The organism is Streptomyces sp. NPDC001492, from assembly GCF_053597275.1.
Genome location: NZ_JBSFHW010000004.1, coordinates 135,699 through 151,604, shown reverse-complemented (window position 1 = coordinate 151,604; position 15,906 = coordinate 135,699). Strand labels below are relative to the sequence as shown.

At 70.5% G+C, this 15,906-nt stretch carries 12 protein-coding genes and 2 pseudogenes; 5 read left to right on the top strand and 9 right to left on the bottom strand.

What is annotated here, in order from left to right; genetic code table 11:
* Positions 1-4 precede the first annotated feature (4 nt).
* Positions 5-1,291, top strand: a complete 1,287-nt coding sequence (locus tag ACWC1K_RS06710) for a glycoside hydrolase 5 family protein (RefSeq protein ID WP_450829165.1) — start codon at positions 5-7, stop codon at positions 1,289-1,291.
* 84 nt (positions 1,292-1,375) lie between these two features.
* On the opposite strand, the gene nagZ is transcribed toward ACWC1K_RS06710, so the two are convergent.
* The gene (gene nagZ, locus ACWC1K_RS06705) at positions 1,376-2,875 is read right to left on the bottom strand and encodes a beta-N-acetylhexosaminidase (protein ID WP_450829164.1); all 1,500 of its coding nucleotides are present in this window, start codon (positions 2,873-2,875) and stop codon (positions 1,376-1,378) included.
* Positions 2,876-3,262: 387 nt separating this feature from the next.
* On the opposite strand from nagZ, the gene ACWC1K_RS06700 reads away from it, so the two are divergent.
* Positions 3,263-4,420, top strand: coding sequence for a hypothetical protein (locus tag ACWC1K_RS06700; RefSeq protein ID WP_450829338.1), 1,158 nt, complete (start codon positions 3,263-3,265; stop codon positions 4,418-4,420).
* 100 nt (positions 4,421-4,520) lie between these two features.
* A complete protein-coding gene (locus ACWC1K_RS06695) occupies positions 4,521-5,060 on the top strand; it encodes a hypothetical protein (RefSeq protein ID WP_450829163.1) in 540 nt (179 codons plus the stop codon).
* 5 nt (positions 5,061-5,065) lie between these two features.
* Here the strand turns inward: ACWC1K_RS06695 and ACWC1K_RS06690 are convergent.
* The 8 genes and pseudogenes from ACWC1K_RS06690 to ACWC1K_RS06655 form a co-directional block, all read right to left on the bottom strand.
* Positions 5,066-5,287, bottom strand: a pseudogene (locus tag ACWC1K_RS06690) (peptide-methionine (R)-S-oxide reductase); the annotation flags it as partial.
* Between the two features lie 61 nt (positions 5,288-5,348).
* Positions 5,349-5,741: a hypothetical protein gene (locus ACWC1K_RS06685; protein WP_450829162.1), complete on the bottom strand. Its 393-nt coding sequence runs from the start codon at positions 5,739-5,741 to the stop codon at positions 5,349-5,351.
* Positions 5,741-8,128, bottom strand: a complete 2,388-nt coding sequence (locus tag ACWC1K_RS06680) for a DUF4132 domain-containing protein (protein ID WP_450829161.1) — start codon at positions 8,126-8,128, stop codon at positions 5,741-5,743. Before ACWC1K_RS06680 ends, ACWC1K_RS06685 begins: the two co-directional genes overlap by 1 nt.
* A 116-nt stretch (positions 8,129-8,244) precedes the next feature.
* Positions 8,245-9,918 (bottom strand): SWIM zinc finger family protein, encoded by a 1,674-nt coding sequence (locus ACWC1K_RS06675; protein ID WP_450829160.1) that lies wholly within the window; start codon positions 9,916-9,918, stop codon positions 8,245-8,247.
* Between the two features lie 331 nt (positions 9,919-10,249).
* Positions 10,250-11,155, bottom strand: a complete 906-nt coding sequence (locus ACWC1K_RS06670; protein ID WP_450829159.1) for an RNA polymerase sigma-70 factor — start codon at positions 11,153-11,155, stop codon at positions 10,250-10,252.
* Positions 11,152-12,363 (bottom strand): NAD(P)/FAD-dependent oxidoreductase, encoded by a 1,212-nt coding sequence (locus ACWC1K_RS06665; protein WP_450829158.1) that lies wholly within the window; start codon positions 12,361-12,363, stop codon positions 11,152-11,154. The genes ACWC1K_RS06670 and ACWC1K_RS06665 overlap by 4 nt, the downstream gene beginning before the upstream one ends.
* Positions 12,364-12,465: 102 nt before the next feature.
* A pseudogene (locus ACWC1K_RS06660) lies at positions 12,466-12,687 on the bottom strand (peptide-methionine (R)-S-oxide reductase); the annotation flags it as partial.
* Between the two features lie 192 nt (positions 12,688-12,879).
* Positions 12,880-13,641: a helix-turn-helix domain-containing protein gene (locus ACWC1K_RS06655; protein WP_450829157.1), complete on the bottom strand. Its 762-nt coding sequence runs from the start codon at positions 13,639-13,641 to the stop codon at positions 12,880-12,882.
* A 250-nt stretch (positions 13,642-13,891) separates the two neighbouring features.
* Here ACWC1K_RS06655 and ACWC1K_RS06650 point away from each other — a divergent pair, with 250 nt between their 5' ends.
* Both ACWC1K_RS06650 and ACWC1K_RS06645 read left to right on the top strand, forming a co-directional pair.
* Complete coding sequence (locus ACWC1K_RS06650; protein WP_450829156.1) at positions 13,892-14,329, top strand: hypothetical protein; 438 nt, start codon at positions 13,892-13,894, stop codon at positions 14,327-14,329.
* 104 nt (positions 14,330-14,433) lie between these two features.
* Positions 14,434-15,333, top strand: a complete 900-nt coding sequence (locus tag ACWC1K_RS06645; RefSeq protein WP_450829155.1) for a hypothetical protein — start codon at positions 14,434-14,436, stop codon at positions 15,331-15,333.
* The last annotated feature ends 573 nt before the right edge of the window (positions 15,334-15,906 follow it).

Genomic DNA, 15,906 nt, shown 5'->3' with positions numbered 1-15,906 from the left:
GACCATGGTGGTTGATACATTCAGCGAGGACAAGCCCCCGACCCCGCGGGGTCGGCGCCCCGAGGAGGATCCCATCCCCACGCTCCGCTTCGGCGTCAACTACACGCCCCGCCGCGGCTGGTTCCACGCCTGGCACGACTTCGACCCGCGGCACGCCCGTGAGGACCTGGCCCAGATCGCGGGGCTGGGACTCGACCACATCCGGGCCTTCCACCTCTGGCCGCTGCTCCAGCCCAACCGCACCCTCATCCGCACCGCCGCCGTCGACCAGCTCGCGCAGCTGGTCGACCTCGCGGCCGAGGCCGGCCTCGACGTCATGGTGGACGGCGTGCAGGGCCATCTGTCCAGCTTCGACTTCTACCCGGAGTGGACCCGCAGCTGGCACCACCGCAACGTCTTCACCGACCCGGAGGCCGTCGAAGCGCAGGCCGAGCTGCTGCGCACGCTCGCCCACGCCCTCGCCGACCGCCCGAACCTCATCGGCCTCCAGCTCGGCAACGAGCTCAACAACCTGGTCGAGCACAACCCGGTGACACCGGCCGAGGTCGACCACTACCTCGACACGCTGCTGGCGGCCGCCCGGGAGGGCCTGCGCCCCGGGCAGCTGGCCACCCACTCCGCGTACGACGCCGCCTGGTACGGCGACGACCACCCGTTCACGCCCGAGGCCTCGGCCCGCAAGGGCGATGTGACGACCGTGCACCCCTGGGTGTTCTCCGCCAACTGCGCCCGCCGTTACGGGCCCGCCTCCTTCGAGGTGCGGCACCTCGCCGAGTACGGCACGGAACTCGCGAAGGCGTACGCCACCGATCCGTCCCGCCCCGTCTGGGTCCAGGAGACGGGCGCCCCCGAACCGCACATCCCGGCGGCCGACGCCCCGGACTTCGCCCGCGCCACGGTCCTCAACGCGGCCGACTGCCAGGGACTTTGGGGCGTGACGTGGTGGTGCTCCCACGACGTGGACCGCTCGCTGGCCGACTATCCGGAGCTGGAGTACACCCTGGGCCTGTTCGACGCGGCGGGCCGCCCCAAGCCGATCGCCACCGCCCTCGCGGACACGATCGCAGAACTGCGCGCGAAGCCCGCCTCCCCCCAACCGCGCACCACCGCCCTGGTGTTGGACTGCACGCCCGCCACACGTTCCGTGTCGGGTCCGGGCGGGGCGTACTTCGACGCGTGGATGCGACTGCGCAGGCAGGGCGAACGCCCGGCGGTGCTGCCGGCGGAACGGGCCGACGACAAGGAGTACTTGGCGTCGCGGGGAATCACGCAGAACGTACGACTGCCGTAGGCCGCAACACCCTGAAGGGGCGCGGGGCCGTGTCGATATGCGGCTCCGCCGCGGGGCGCGACCAGCCCCCACCGGCCCGCGGGTTCATCCCGCTTCCCGCAGACCGCTCAGTACCTCCGCCACGGCCCGCAGATTGACCCGCCCCCGCCCGTACGAGCACAGGTCACCCCCCTCCGGCAGCCCGGTGTCCACCCGCACCGCGTCCGGCCGCCGGGCCAGCAGAGCCTCCCGGAACCAGGCCTGCCAGGGATGCAACCCGGCATCGCACGTAGCCACGACCAGCGGCGCGGCCGCACAGATCCGCAGGATCCCGTCAACCAGGGCGGCCGGATCCGCCGGCTCCCCGCTCACCGCCGTACCGCTCGCCGCGGGGTCGAGGGGCCGCAGCTCGGTCAGGAGGTCCTCGCCACCCCAGTTGAGGGCCGGGTGCGGCGGCGGGAAGAGGTCGACGACATGCGCGCCGCGTACCGCACGCGGCAGCGCCCGGCTGCGTACCGCGCGGCGCGCGGCCTCCATTCCGGCTCCGGCGTCCCAGGCGGCCACCACCCCGGCGGGGGTCGCATAGCGCTGGGCGAGCCGCCGTACCCGCCCGGCCGCCTCCCACACCCGCTCCTCGGAGAGCCGGCCGGAGTCCACGGCGTCGAGCACCGCGTCCCGGCAGGTCAGGGTGACCTCCAGATCCGGCACGGCGACGATCACCTGGTCCGCGCCCGCGGCGAGGGCTATGCGCGCGCCGGCCGCCTCGCCGTAGCGGTCGGCGATGGCCCTCATCTCCAGGGCGTCGCTGACCAGCACACCGTCGAAGCCGAGGTCGTGGCGGAGCAGGTCGCCGAGGATGCGGCGGCTGAGGGTGGCGGGGCGGTTGGCGTCCAGCGCCGGGTAGACGACGTGGGCGCTCATCAGCATGGGCACGCCCGCGGCGACGGCCGCGCGGAACGGTTCCAGGTCGGCGCGCAGCTCGTCGGCGGGCCGCGGGTCGACCGCGAGGTCGTGGTGGCTGTCGGTCTCGGTGCCGCCGTGGCCCGGGAAGTGCTTGGCGCAGGAGGCGACACCCCGTGCCTCGGTGGCGGTGATCCAGGCGCGCAGATGGCGGGCGGCGAGCTCCGGGGCGGCGCCGAAGGAGCGGGTGCGCACGATCGGGTTGTCCGCCCGGCGCTGGAGGTCGGCGACGGGGGCGTACGAGGCGGTGATGCCGAGGGTGGCGAGATGGCCGGCGAGGGCGTCGGCGCAGCGGGCGGTCAGGTTCGGGTCGTCGGCGACGCCGAGGGCGTAGGAGCCGGGGACCTCTGGGGCGCCGGCGGCGACCAGATGGCCGATGCCGCCGCCCTCGTTGTCGATGGCCACCAGCAGATCGGGGCGGATGGCCCGCAGTGCGTCGGTGAGCTCGCGGACCTGCTCCGCGTCGCGCACGTTCCGGGTGAACAGGATGACGCCGCCCAGGCCGCGGTCGATGAGCCGCTTGAGGGTGTCGGGGAAGGTCGTCGTGCCCTCGAAGCCGGCGACGAGACAGCGGTGGACCGCCTCGTCCAGGTCGGAGGAGACGGAGGACAGGGCCGGGCCCACGGACAGCTGCTCGGAGGTCACCTCATGGATTGTTCTGACTTGTTCATCCATAAGTCAACACTTCACTGGATGAATGATTCATCAAGGCAAGCTCGGACCGTCGGGCTTCGGCACGCGGTCCCTGCGGCAGTCCCGCAAGGCCGGTGTGACGAGCAGGTGCCGTACCGCCAGGCGACACGGAGCGACCGCATCCGGCCCGATCGGGCCCGGCACTCGCGGGCCCGGACAGGCAACCCGCCGGGCCGAGCCCCCCTCTACAGGAGTGATGGGGCAGCACCCGCGACCTCGGCCGTCCCGATGCCGGGCGCGGGCCGAGGGGGAGGACGGAGCGTGCGGAAGCGGAAGACGGTGACAGCCGTGCCCGGGGACGGGGCACGGATCGGCCGCATCGGCGGCTACCCGGTTCGCCTGCACATCGCGCTGCTGGCCCTGTGGACGGCGGCCTGGTTCGTGGTGGCCGAACGCCACGGAGCGGTGTCCTGGCACTACCTGAGAACCGGTCAGCAACTGCTCTTCCACCAGATCCCCGGCGGCGGCCTCGCCCTCTACGCCAACCACCCCGAGCTGCAGATCGGCCCGGTCAGCTTCCTGGTCGCCGGGCTGTTCGCCCCGTTCCCCGCCGAACTCGGCGAGAAGCTCGCCGACGCGTTCATGTCGGGTCTGGGCCTGTACATGCTGGTACTGGTCGGCCGCGCCGCCGCCGACCACTACCGGGGCACGGGCCTCAACCACAAACGCCTCCAGCAGCGCGTGCTGATCGCCGGAGCGGCCTTCATCCCCATGTGGGTGGAGGTCTCGGTGCGTTTTGCACACCTGGACGACGTCCTGGCGCTGTTCTTCACCACCCTCGCCGTACGGGCGCTGGTACGCGGCAAGGCGACAGCCGTGGGCGTCTTCCTGGCCCTCGCGGTGGACTCCAAACCCTGGGCGGTCGGCTTCCTGCCCCTGCTGCTGGCCCTGCCGCGCCCCGCCCGCCTGCGCTCCGCCGCCTGGGCGGCCGGCCTGGTGGCCGTGGCGTGGCTGCCCTTCTACCTCACCCACCTGGACACCCTGGCCGCCGCCCGCTTCACGATCCCGAACCAGCCCGCCTCGGCCCTGCGCTGGTTCGGCGTGCACGACGCCGCCACCCCCTGGTGGGACCGCCCCGCCCAGATGGCCCTCGGTATCGCCCTGGGCGCCCTGGCCGTCCGCCGGCACCGCTGGCCGGCGGTCGTGCTGCTCGCCGCCGACGCCCGCATCGTCCTCGACCCGAGCGTGTACACGTACTACAACGCCTCGGTCCTCCTCGGCACTCTGATCTGGGACTCGATCGGCCAGCGCCGGCTGGTCCCGTGGGTCAGCTGGCTCGCCCTCATCTCCCTGTACGGCAGCGCCCTGTTCATCCCCTCGGACTCCGCCCAGGGCCTCATCCGCCTGGCCTTCGCGGCCGGTTCCGCCGCCTACGTCCTGTACTGGCCCCAGCGCCCACCGCGCAGCAGACGCCACGGACGCGGGGCACCTGGCCGGGCGCACCCCGCGAGACCGCTCGGCCGTCCCGCCGAGTCGGACGCGGCACAGAGCTGCTGATGAACCACCGCTGAACGGAAGCGGTGACTCCGCGCCGTCGGCGGGCAGAAATGCCCCGAGGCGGTCACCGACCCCTCAACACCACTACGGGGGTGCTGACTTGACCGTCATCGTCGGCCTGGTTCACCGCAAGCGAGTACATCTGGCCGGGGACTCCGCGGGCAGTGACGGGTACCGGCTCACCATCTGCCGCGACCCCAAGGTGTTCACCAACGGACCCTACGTCCTCGGGTACACCACTTCCTTCCGCATGGGCCAGTTGCTGCACTACGCCCTCAAGGCCCCGCATCCGGAAGGTGCCCTCTACCGCTTCATGGCCACGACCTTCGTCAACGCGGTCCGCACCTGCCTCAAGGACGGCGGCTGGGCGCGCAAGGAGTCCGAGCAGGAGCAGGCCGGCAGCTTCCTCGTGGGCATCCACGGCCGGCTCTTCGCCATCCACGGCGACTACCAGGTCAGCGAGTCCGCCGACGGGTACGCCGCGGTCGGCTGCGGCGACGAGTACGCCCTCGGCGCCCTCCACGCCACCGCCGGCCTCGGCATGAGGCCACGTGAACGCCTCACCGCCGCCCTGCGCGCCGCCGATCACCACAGCGGCGCGGTCGCCGCCCCCTACACGTACGCCAGGACGGCGGACTAGGACGGTCAGTCCTCGTCAGCGGTCAGACGCAGGGAGATGGAGTTGATGCAGTAGCGCTGGTCCGTGGGCGTCGGATACCCCTCGCCCTCGAAGACGTGCCCGAGATGCGACCCGCAGCGCGCGCACCGCACCTCGGTGCGCACCATCCCGTGCGAACGGTCCTCGATCAGCTCGACCGCGTCGGTGTCCTTCGGGTCGTAGAAGGACGGCCAGCCGACGTGCTTCTCGGATTCACAGTTCTCGGCCTTGCTCTGCCGCCCGGCTCCGGCTTACCCACGGGCACGTCTCTCAGCCGCCGACGAGCGCGACGAGCTTGATGAAGACCAGGTCGGGGTCGGCCGTGAGATCCACGACTTCGTCGAGGTCCTCCACCTGGCGGTCCCCGGCCAGCACGAAGAAGCCGTTGGCCAGAAAGGCGCGCTCGGCGATCTCGGCCTGGCGCTCCCAGTCGATGCGGCGGGGTTCGCGGAGTCGGTAGCCGTTCAGCTCCGTCTCTGCGTCGTCAGGGCGTACGAGGCCGTTGAAGTGGTTGCCCGGGCGGGCGTTGTACCGGGCGACCTCCTCGCGGACCCGGAGCCTGATCAGCTCCCCTACGGTCATCCGTTCGGGCAGCCCGGCGACCTCCCACTCGCTGACGGGCTTGCCCGTCGCGGACTCGTCCCGGAAGGTCACGGCGGCCATCAGGTACCTCGCTTGATCTGCGTGAGGATGGACTCGTCGGTGATCTTGCTGTCGGCGGCGAGCAGAAACGCCTTGCTGAGGATCAGGGAGAGTCGTTCGTCCTCGAACGGCAGGAAAACCTTGCCGTCACTCTTGCCTCGCGATGGGACGATGCACAGGTAGCTGTCGTCCGGTTCCATCAGGATGTTGGCGGACCCCAGGTGGATCTTGTAAGTACGTAGATCACCGCGGACGACCAGGAAGCGGCTGTCGAGCGTGCACCGGTCGGCGATCTTCAGGCGGGGCAGGATCCGCTCCAGGGCGTCACGGCGCGCCTCGGCGCTCTCGGTCAGCTCGGCGAAGGAGGCCCGCTCCCAGTAGGTACGCCGGGGGCCGCCGTCGGTCCAGTCAGGGTCGGCGGCGATCGAGGTCACGCCGACGAAGAGGTCCACGTCGCGCATCGCCTCGCTGAACATCAGTGGTGGCACGTTTGCGAGCGGCGCCTCGCGCCAGGCGCCCTCCACTCGGTGGTCGAAGCGCACCTGGTCGGTCGAGGCCAGTTCGTCGCCGCCGGCCCAGTCGGCCCAGGTGTGGAAGAAGCGGACCCGCCACTCCCCCGCCGCCAGGGTGCGCTCGGCCGCGTCGCCGTCCCCGCCGTCCCAGGGGCCGAGTAGGTCGCTGTTCCATCCACGAGCCCGGAACAGGGCGAACATCTTGCGGTAGTGGACAAGGTGCGCGGCGAAGCGGTTGGAGTAGACGCGGGTCTGCTCCTCGGCGGGGGTGAGGAGGTAGATCTCGCGGAAGGCCTGCTTGAACGGCTGCCGGATCCGCCGTTCGAGGAGCAGGTCCCGCCAGGCCCGTACAGTGTCCGGCTCGGAGCGGATGGGGTGCCAGAGCCTTACGGAGGCGTCGTCGGGCGCGTCGGGAAGGTCTTCGTCCGTTTCGGGCAGTACGGCCCGCCACTCGCCGGGGGCGACCTCGATCTCCCAGATCAGCCGGCGTATGAGGGTCCGGGCGAGGGGGTGCCCGGCCAACTCGGTGCGCCACCAGCCGTAGGGATGGCCGGCCTCGACGGTGAAGCCGCCCTCCAGCGCGCGTACGAGGGTGACGAGTTGGGCGTTCACCCGCTTCACCAGGTCACGCAACTCCTTGACGGGGGCGGCGTGGTCGCGGCGGACCGTCGCCGGGACACTGCGCAGCGGGCGGCCGTCCTTCTCCCAGGTCAATGTGGCAACGTCGGTGACCGTGACGACGGCTCGGTAGTCCCCGACCTTCCGGCGCAGGACGCCGCCCGCGGCGCAGGCGCTGACGGGTGCGGTGTCGAAATCCAGCCTCGGCAGCCGTAGCGCCACCTCGGTGCGCTCGGCCAGGGCCGCGTCGACCTTCTTGAGCATCTTGTCGAGTTGTTTGGGCACCCCGGCGTGCCGGACGGTCCGGCGCACGGTGCGGATCGCGGACACCAGCTCGGGCGTCGGGAAGTCCTGCGCAGCGCGGACCACCTCGTACAGCAGGGCCTGAGACGGAAGTGTCTTCGCCGTCGTCGGGGCCAGGGTGACGCCGGGCAGCAGTCGCTCGAACAGCTCCGGGAGCCAGGACTCGTCGCGCAACAACGCCACCCGCAGGGCCTGTCCGAGCGTGGTGACCTCACGGTCGGTGAACGCCTTGTCCGCCCGGTAGGGGATCTCGCCCACCCGGATCGCGTCGGTGCGATCGGCCGCCGCTTCCAGCGCGCGGCGGGCGAACGCCACGTAAGCCGGGTTGTCGGCCGACCTGTGCCACGCGTGCGCGAGCGGCGAAACGAACCTGTGTTCTCGGTCGATCTCGGACAACAGCGCCTGTTCGGCCGGGGCGAGGCCGGCGATGACGGCGATCTCGTCCGCGACGATGGGGCCCACATCACGGGAGAGGCGCTCCACGGCCGCGCCCAGTGTCCCGCCGCCAGCGAGCCCAGCGACCGCGAGGAGTGCGTACGGCTGGCGCACGGTGTCCTTCTCCAGCCAGAATCCGACCAGGGTGCGGGCCGGTCCGGACACGTCGGGCAGCGGTCCCGTGCAGTGCTCCAGCGCGCCCAGGCCCAGAGTGAGGTCCGCCCAGCCGCGGTCCTCAAATCTTTCGACGAGTGCCTCGAACATCCGGCGGCACGCGTCGGGCGTATAACGCGGCTGCCGTTCCCCGGCTGCGTCGTCGACCGCGAAGCGGACCATCGTCATCGCGTGCGTGGCCGAGGCGTCCACCCGGTAGGCCGCCACGAGCAGGCTGCCGAGCTCCTCGTCGGAGACCTGCGACAGATCCGGGTGCCTGTCCCGCTCCTCAAGTGCGAAGTCCGGATCGGTCAGCGCGCGCATGAGCCGTGCTGCGAGGTCCAAGTCGTTCCTACGGGATTCGGCCACCAAGGCGTCGTCGAGCATGGCGAGATGATGGCAGAGGGGACTGACAATGCGATCAGCCTGAAGAACCCTCACGGCTGTTCACCTGAAAAGCGCAGAAGAGCACCATCCGGTGGCAGAGATGCCGCCGTACCGGCTCACAGACCGTGTTCGTCCATCAGGCGCATCAGGTTCCGTTTGCGTCTCTGAGCGGTGCGCAGCGCCGTGACGTATGCGGCGAACTCGTCCTCTGTGTCCAGGAGACGGTGGCAGTCGCGGATGTTCAGCAACAGGGTGACGAGCTGCTGGTAGGCCGTGTTGCCGGTCTGCGTGGTCAGTGGCTCGGCCAGGCGCAGGTAGACGCCGAGGGCGTCGGCCGGACGGTCGGCGCGTGCCTGGTCGGCGAGGGTGCGCCACTGCTGGTCGTGGGCGCCGGTTCGGGTGGCGGCCTGCCAGGCGGCGTCGACGTCCATGTCGTCGAGCAGGGCGTCGATCAGAACAGGGCCGCCGTACCGGCCCTCGTGCCGCTCCGCGTCGGCGCGCAGCAGGTCCAGCGCCCCGTCGCGCTCCGTCGGCCAGCGGTCGGCGGCCCGCGCGGCGGCCCGTAGCTGCTGGTACGCGAGCAGGGAGCGGCGGGCACCGAAGTGGTCGCGGCGCAGGGCGACGGCATCCGGCAGTCGATCCGTCTGGGTGTAGCGGTCGCAGAGGTAGTCGACGAGAGCGGTGTCGACGGCGGAGAGGTCCCGGGATTCCCGGATGCCGCGTTCCGCCCAGCGCAGGGCCTCGTCGCAGCGTTGGGCGCTGTCCAGCTCGCGGGCGATGACCAGATGTGCGTGGCCGTTCGGCGTGAGGTCGGCGGCGTGCACGGCGATCACCGTGTCGACATCGCCGCCCGCCTTGGCCACGCGCTCCATCAGGTACTTCTCCGCCCAGCCCCGCCGATTGCCCCGCCACGCCTCGACGGCCGACTTCCGCAAGGCCGCCATTCCCTCCCCGCCGAGGGCGTCCGCGTAATCGAGGGGGTCGATGTCGGTCAGGCCGTCGTCGATGCCACCGAGTGCGTGGCCGACCAGCCAGCGCGCGAGCTCTGCGGGGTCAGGGCGTGCCGCACGGCACGCTTCGAGATGGGCATCGGCGAGGTCCGCACCGATCTGCCCGAGCCATCCGTCGGAGTCGTCCACGCTCTCCACCGCCTCGGCCAGCAGCCGCATCGCCTCCCGCGCCAGGGGGATCGCATCGGCGGCCCGGCCGGAGCCGGTCAGCGCCCCGATCACGGAGACCGCCTGCCCGGCCTGATCGGCGTAGGCGCGGGCATCGGCGTACTCGACATGGCCGTACTGCGCGAAGGGGCCGACGTCGAGCAGATCGCGGATACGAGCCCGGACCGCGGCAAGGTCCCCGCGCACGCTCGCGGCCCGCAGCTCCAGGCGCCGCCGCAACTGCCGGTTCTCTTGGATCTGTTCCCGCAGCACGGCGAGCAGTTCGTCCTTGGACAGGGCGGACAGCCATCCCTCCAGGTCCTGCGCGCGCTCCCGGGCCGCCTTCCGCTGCCGTGGCAGGCTCTCCCGCTGGGCGAGCACCCTCAGACCGAGGGCGACGAGGTGCTTGCAGAAGTTGCCCTCGAGACCGAACGGGCAGTCGCACTCGCCGACCAGCCCTCCGGGCCCGTCCAGGACCAGTTCCACCTCGTACCGTTCAGTGCCGTGAACCGTCGCGGTGACCCACCCGTCACCGACCTCGACCCCGGAAACTGCGTCGAGGTACCCCAGGCCGCGTTCGAAGGAACGAGCACCGGCCAGCTTCTTGAGGATCGCCTCGGTCAGACCGCGCATGACTCTCCCCGACCGGCTGCGGTAGTGCAGTTGATGCTCCGTCAGCCTAGGCGGACCCGGGGCTGCTCATGACCAGTGGAGCCGCCTCCGTGACCGGCACACCTCCGAAAACGCCGCCCAGAACACGGCGATCCCGCCCGGCGTCATGCGGAGGATGGCCGAGCGGGATCAGGATGCGCCGGAGGAAGGCCCCGGGGTCACTCCTCGTCCGGCGTCAACCGCAGCGAGATCGAGTTGATGCAGTACCGCTGATCCGTAGGCGTCGTAAGCGTGAGCCGACCCTCCCAGGCCGGCCCTCGGTTGCCGTCCGAGGGTCGTTCCCGCCCGATGCTCACCGCGTCGCGACGTCGTGGGCCGTGCCGTCCGTGATGGCCTGGAGTTTGTCGGGGTTGGCGACGTTGTGGATGGCGGTGATACGACCGTCGGCGTCGAAGTCGAAAGTGACGGTGGCGATCACCCGGTCCGGGGCGCTGAACACGATGCCCGGGCCGCCATTGATCTCGACTAGCTCGGCGCGCATGTCGGCGGGCTGGACGCCTTGGTAGGTGACCGTGCCGATGGCCGCGAACCACGAGGCAACCGTCTCTGCCCCCACGACCGGCTTGAGCGCTTGACGAACCTTGCCGCCGCCGTCGGTCCACAGGGTGACGTCCGGGGACAACAGCTCCATCAGGGTGTTGATGTCACCACCGGTCGCGGCGGCGAAGAACCGTTCGGTGACCTCGTGCTGGCGAGAACGGTCGGCGGCGAACCGGGGTCTGCGGGCCCGTACGTGCTCACGCGCGCGGTGCGCGGCCTGTCGTACCGCCGCCTCGGACCGTTCCACCGCCTCCGCGATCTCGGCGTGGCTGAAGCCGAAGACCTCCTTCAGCACGAAGACTGCTCGCTCCAGCGGGCTCAGCGTCTCCAGCACCACCAGCATCGCCATCGACACCGACTCGGCGTCCATGACGGCATCGGCGGTGTCGCCGCTGGTGAGGATGGGCTCGGGCAGCCACGGGCCGACGTAGGTCTCGCGCTTGTGCCGGGTGGAACGCAGGCGTTCCAGCGCCAGGTTGGACACGATCCGCGTCAAGTACGCCTTGGGATCAGCCACTTGACAACGGTCGGCGGACGACCACTTGATCCAGGCGTCCTGCACCGCGTCCTCGGCGTCGGCTGCGGAGCCGAGGACGCGGTAGGCCACGGAGAACAGTAGCCTGCGGTACTCATGAAAGACCTGCTGGTCGGCGCTCACTCGGCACTCTCGGCGACGCGGGTGAAGCGGCCGCCCTGCGGCCAGAACGCGCCCGAGGCGGGCATCTTCTTCATGCGGCCGAAGGTCGGCCAGGGCGAGGCAGTCACCGTCTCCTTATACCGGGCCGCCATCCGGCCGGTCAGATGAATTCGCCGCGGGCTGTCGTCGGGGCGGGTGAACTGCACCACGGCGTCGTGCCGGCCCAGGCTCACCGGCGTGTGGTAGTAGCCGAAGCGGAACGGCTTGGGCCGCTTGCCCTTCAGCGTGCGGACGATCGACACCGCGGCGTGCACGCCGGTCGGCATCCCGCCCTGGCAGGTGCCGTGCATGACGCCGTAACCCTGGCGGATCGCCGCGGCGTCACCGATGGCGTACACGTCGGGGTGCGACACCGAACGCAGTGCGGTGTCGGTGACAATGCGGCCGCGTTCGTCGACGGCCAGTCCGGCGGCGGCTGCCAGTGGCGACACCCGCGTACCGCTCGTCCACAGGACGACATCGGCGGCGATGCTCTCCCCGCCCGCCAGTTCGACCGACCCGGGCAGCACCTTCACCACCTCGACGCCGCTGCGCACCTCGACGCCGAGGCGGTTGAGCGCCGACTGCAGGTACGTCCTGGCCTTCGGGTTCATGGACGCACCGGGCTCGTCCCGGCCCAGCAGTACGACGTTCAGCTCCGGGTACCGCTCGGCGATCTCCGCGGCCGACTCGACGCCGGTCAGCCCGCTGCCGGCGACCACCACCGTGCCGCTGCTGAGCCGCGCCAGCCGGTCGGCCAGCGCCTCGGCCTCCTGGGGGCTGTTGAGGGTGTACGCCTGGTCGTCGACGCCCGGCACCCCGGTCGTGTCGGCCACGCTGCCCAATCCGTACACCAGCGTGTCGTAATGCAGGACCCGGTCATCGTCGATCCGCACCGTCCGTGCGTCCGCGTCCACCGCCGTCACCCAGCCACGCACGAACTGTGCACCCGTCCCCTCCAGCAGCGCCGGAATGCTCAGCTCGGCAACCTGCTGCCCGGTCGCCGTCATGTGCAGCCGCAGCCGCTCGGTGAACCGCTCCTGCGCGTTCACCAGGGTCACCTGCACGTCCTCGCGCCGCTTGCCCCGGGACGCGAGCTGGATGGCCGCGGACATGCCCGCATAACCCGCGCCCAGGATCAGAACGCGGTGGGTGGTGGTCTCCGTACCGGTTTCGTGCCGTGCACTCATCGCTTTGCCTTCCTCCACTCGCTCTTGACGACCAGTGGATGGAGGCTGCGGGCCAGTCCGTGACATGAGATCGATGTGATACATGCCACCACCGCTAGCACCTCACTCCTCGTCCGGCGTCAACCGCAGCGAGATCGAGTTGATGCAGTAGCGCTGATCCGTAGGCGTCGGATACCCCTCGCCCTCAAACACGTGCCCAAGATGCGAACCGCACCGAGCACACCGCAGCTCGGTCCGCACCATCCCGTGTGAACGGTCGGACACCAGTTCCACCGCATCCGAGTTGCGTGCATCGTAGAAGCTCGGCCAGCCGACGTGCTTCTCGGATTCACAGTTCTCAGCCTTCCTCTGCCGCCCGGCTCCGGCTTACCCACGGGCACGTCTCTCAGCTGCCGACGAGCGCGACGAGCTTGATGAAGACCAGGTCGGGGTCGGCCGTGAGATCCACGACGAGTGCTGACTGGTGCGCGCGACTCCGGTTCTCCGAGAGAGCGCCGAGGGGAGGACGGGGCCTTTTCACATACATCGATACCGCCCTGGCGAAACCCCTGTCGTCATCCTGAACGCGCGGTTGAAGTCCGACGCCCGCGGGAAACCCCACCGCGCCCCGATCGCGTGGACCGGGACGTCTCGTAACGCCGGGTCGGTCAGGTCGCGGCGGCAGCGCGCCAGGCGTTGTTCGCGGATGAAGGCCGCCGCTGTCGTGCCCTGTTCCTGGAAGATGCGCTGGACGTAGCGCACCGAGACACCGTGGGCCGTGGCGAGGGAGGCCGGCGTGAGGTGTGCGTCGCCCAGGTGGTGGTCGACGTAGGACGCGATGCAGAGGAACAGGACGTGGCGCCGGGATTCGGAGGGCAGGCCGGTGTCGAGGGCTGCTTGGCGGCCGAGGATCGTCGCCGTGAGGTCGAGGGCGGCCTGGCCGAGCCGTATCAGCTCGCGCGAGGAGCAGTCGGCGTACTGCTCCGCGATCCCCGTCAGCAGCTGGCACAGGACGCGACCGCCCCCGCTGCGCGCGGGGAAAGGAACGGCGAGCAGGTGCTTAACGCGTTGCGGTGGCAGTCGTAGCGACCGCTTAGGGAACTGCAGGACTACCGAGCCCGACAGCCCAGGCGAGCAGGCGGACATCGTCACGAACGGCCGTGAGCTGTCACGCAGGACCATCTCGCCGGTCCCGGTCACGCAGGCGAGTTGGTAGAAATCCGGGTCGGCACCCCCGACGACCTGCGGTGGCCGTTGCGGTCGAGGCGATCTGCAGGTGATCTCGTACAGCTCTGCCACACCTAATGGCATGTGCACGACATAATTACGCCCCAGAACAGCACGCATGACCCCCGGCCCTCTCGCCCCCTGCCCCTGTGACACATATTGATGTGCACAACCTGTGGAGAAATAGTGCGCTCCTGGCCAATCACTGTGCGCATCGCGCTCATGACGCGCTCCTCCCCCGCGGGTGAAGGTGTTCCCGCCCGAAACACGGGCTTCATCCGCTCCCGGATGAACAGATGACGCGACACACAGGGGGAGACACATGCGCATACGCACCAAACTCGCGGCCGCGACCGGGCTGGTCACGCTCGCCGCGTCCGCGGGGCTCATGCTCGGCGCGAGCCCGGCCTCGGCCGGCCCGAACTGCGCCTCCGGCTACCACTGCGTGTTCTACCTGGGCATCAACAACTCGGCCCGCCACTCGTACTTCGACACGGACAGCAACTTCACCAACGACACGTTCAACCAGCTCACCGACCGCTCCGGTGGCGGCGTGAACGTCAACGACAACACCGTCTCCGCAAGCAACTCCAGCACCGGAGGCTACGAGAGCCACTACTACTACGACGCCGGCACGAGCTGGAACACGTTCCTGTTCTGCGTGAACCCCGGCTCCTCCGTCGACTATCTGCCGAGCAACCAGCAGAACCGGGCCAGCGCCCTCCGGCTGCGCGGCACGACCACCGTCAGCTGCTACTGACGCTGGCTGCCGCTGAGCGGTCGTACACCGTGGCCCGGAACGCGGCCGTTGTACGGCGCCGCCTTCCGGGCCACCTCACCTGCCAGGAGGGAAGGGCCACCACCATGTCAGCAATCGGAACGCCGCGGAGAGGGAGAACGGGCGCCGTCCTGCTGGTGCTGGTCGCGCTCGCGGCCACCGTCGCATGGGCACTGAGCGACCGTACGTCCGCCTCCCCGCAGCCGTCCGCCCGCACTGGCGACCTGCAACTCGCCTCCCTACGCAGCCGACTGCCTCTCTCCCGCCTGCTCCACATGCGACCCGACGCCTCTCGCCGCATCCACGGCGCCGAACAACGCCTCGTGGCCGACTGCATGGCCACCCGCGGATTCGACTACACCCCCGCTCCCGCTGCCGACGCCTCGCCCACGGGGGCCGCCCTGTTCGGCATCGAGAGCCTCGACGAGTCGGCCGAGGCCGGGGTGGGTGAGCCGCCGGCCTCCGAGCAGCCGCAGGGCGAGGGCTTCGACCGTGCGCTCTACGGCGACCCGAACCGGAAGATCTCCGCCCAGAACAAGGTGATGCGGGTCAGCCGTCCCGCGACCGGCTGTCTGGCCGAGGCCCAGACGCGGCTGCTGGGCGAGGGCGGCCGTACCCGCGACCTGACCCTGCGCATGCAACTCGACCAGGGGGAACGGGACACCCTGCAAGCCCTCCAGGAGGACCCGGCCTTCGGTGCGGCGACCGCCCGCTGGCGTGATTGCATGGCGGACGGCGGCATCACCGCCAAGGACCCCCGGGCCCTCGCCGGGAGCATCCCCCGCGGAACCGACCCGGTCACGCAGCCCGCGGTCCGCGCCGACGTCCGGTGCAAGCAGCGCACGGGCTATCTGACCAGCGCATACACCGGCCTCGCCGCCATGCAGCAAGCCTGGCTGGACGCCCACCCTGAACCGGCCGCCGAGTGGCAGGCGCTCCACCGCCACGAGGACGGGGAAGCCCGGAAGGTGCTGGCGGATTCATAGCGCTCAGCGCTCCGCTGGAGAAGCGGTGCATCACCCGCGGGTCCGTCGTGGCTGGTCGCGCAGTTCCCCGCGCCCCTTTGGGGCGCTGCCGAGCCGACGTTCGTGGTCAGCGCACGGGGACCCGGGGGCTGCTCTTCACGCCCGGGCAGGATCAGCAGGGCCCATGCGCCAGGCGTCCCGCTCCCTGTGGTCAGCCCTCGTCCGGCGCCAGCCGCAACGAGATCCACCAGTGTATGACGCGTATTTACGGACCGGCCGAGCGATAGCGCGACGGCAAGTCACCACAGCGCTACCCGTGTCATGACTCGTGGTTGCCGATCAAGATCAGACGGCGCTGGGGCCAGCTGACGGTGGCGTTGAGGGAGTGGGCTTGGTCGCCGCTCAGCGCTTGGAATCGGTCGCGCCGCAATGTGTTCCGTGGAGGCGGATCCCAGCGTCCGCCTGATGCTCTGCATGCAGACCCAGAGGCGATGGCACACCCATCATGACAGGTCAAGCGTGTCCTCACCTAGGACGAACGGCACAGCCCAGCAAGATTGTTCGGGGTGCTCGCACGCTCCCAGAATCGACGTC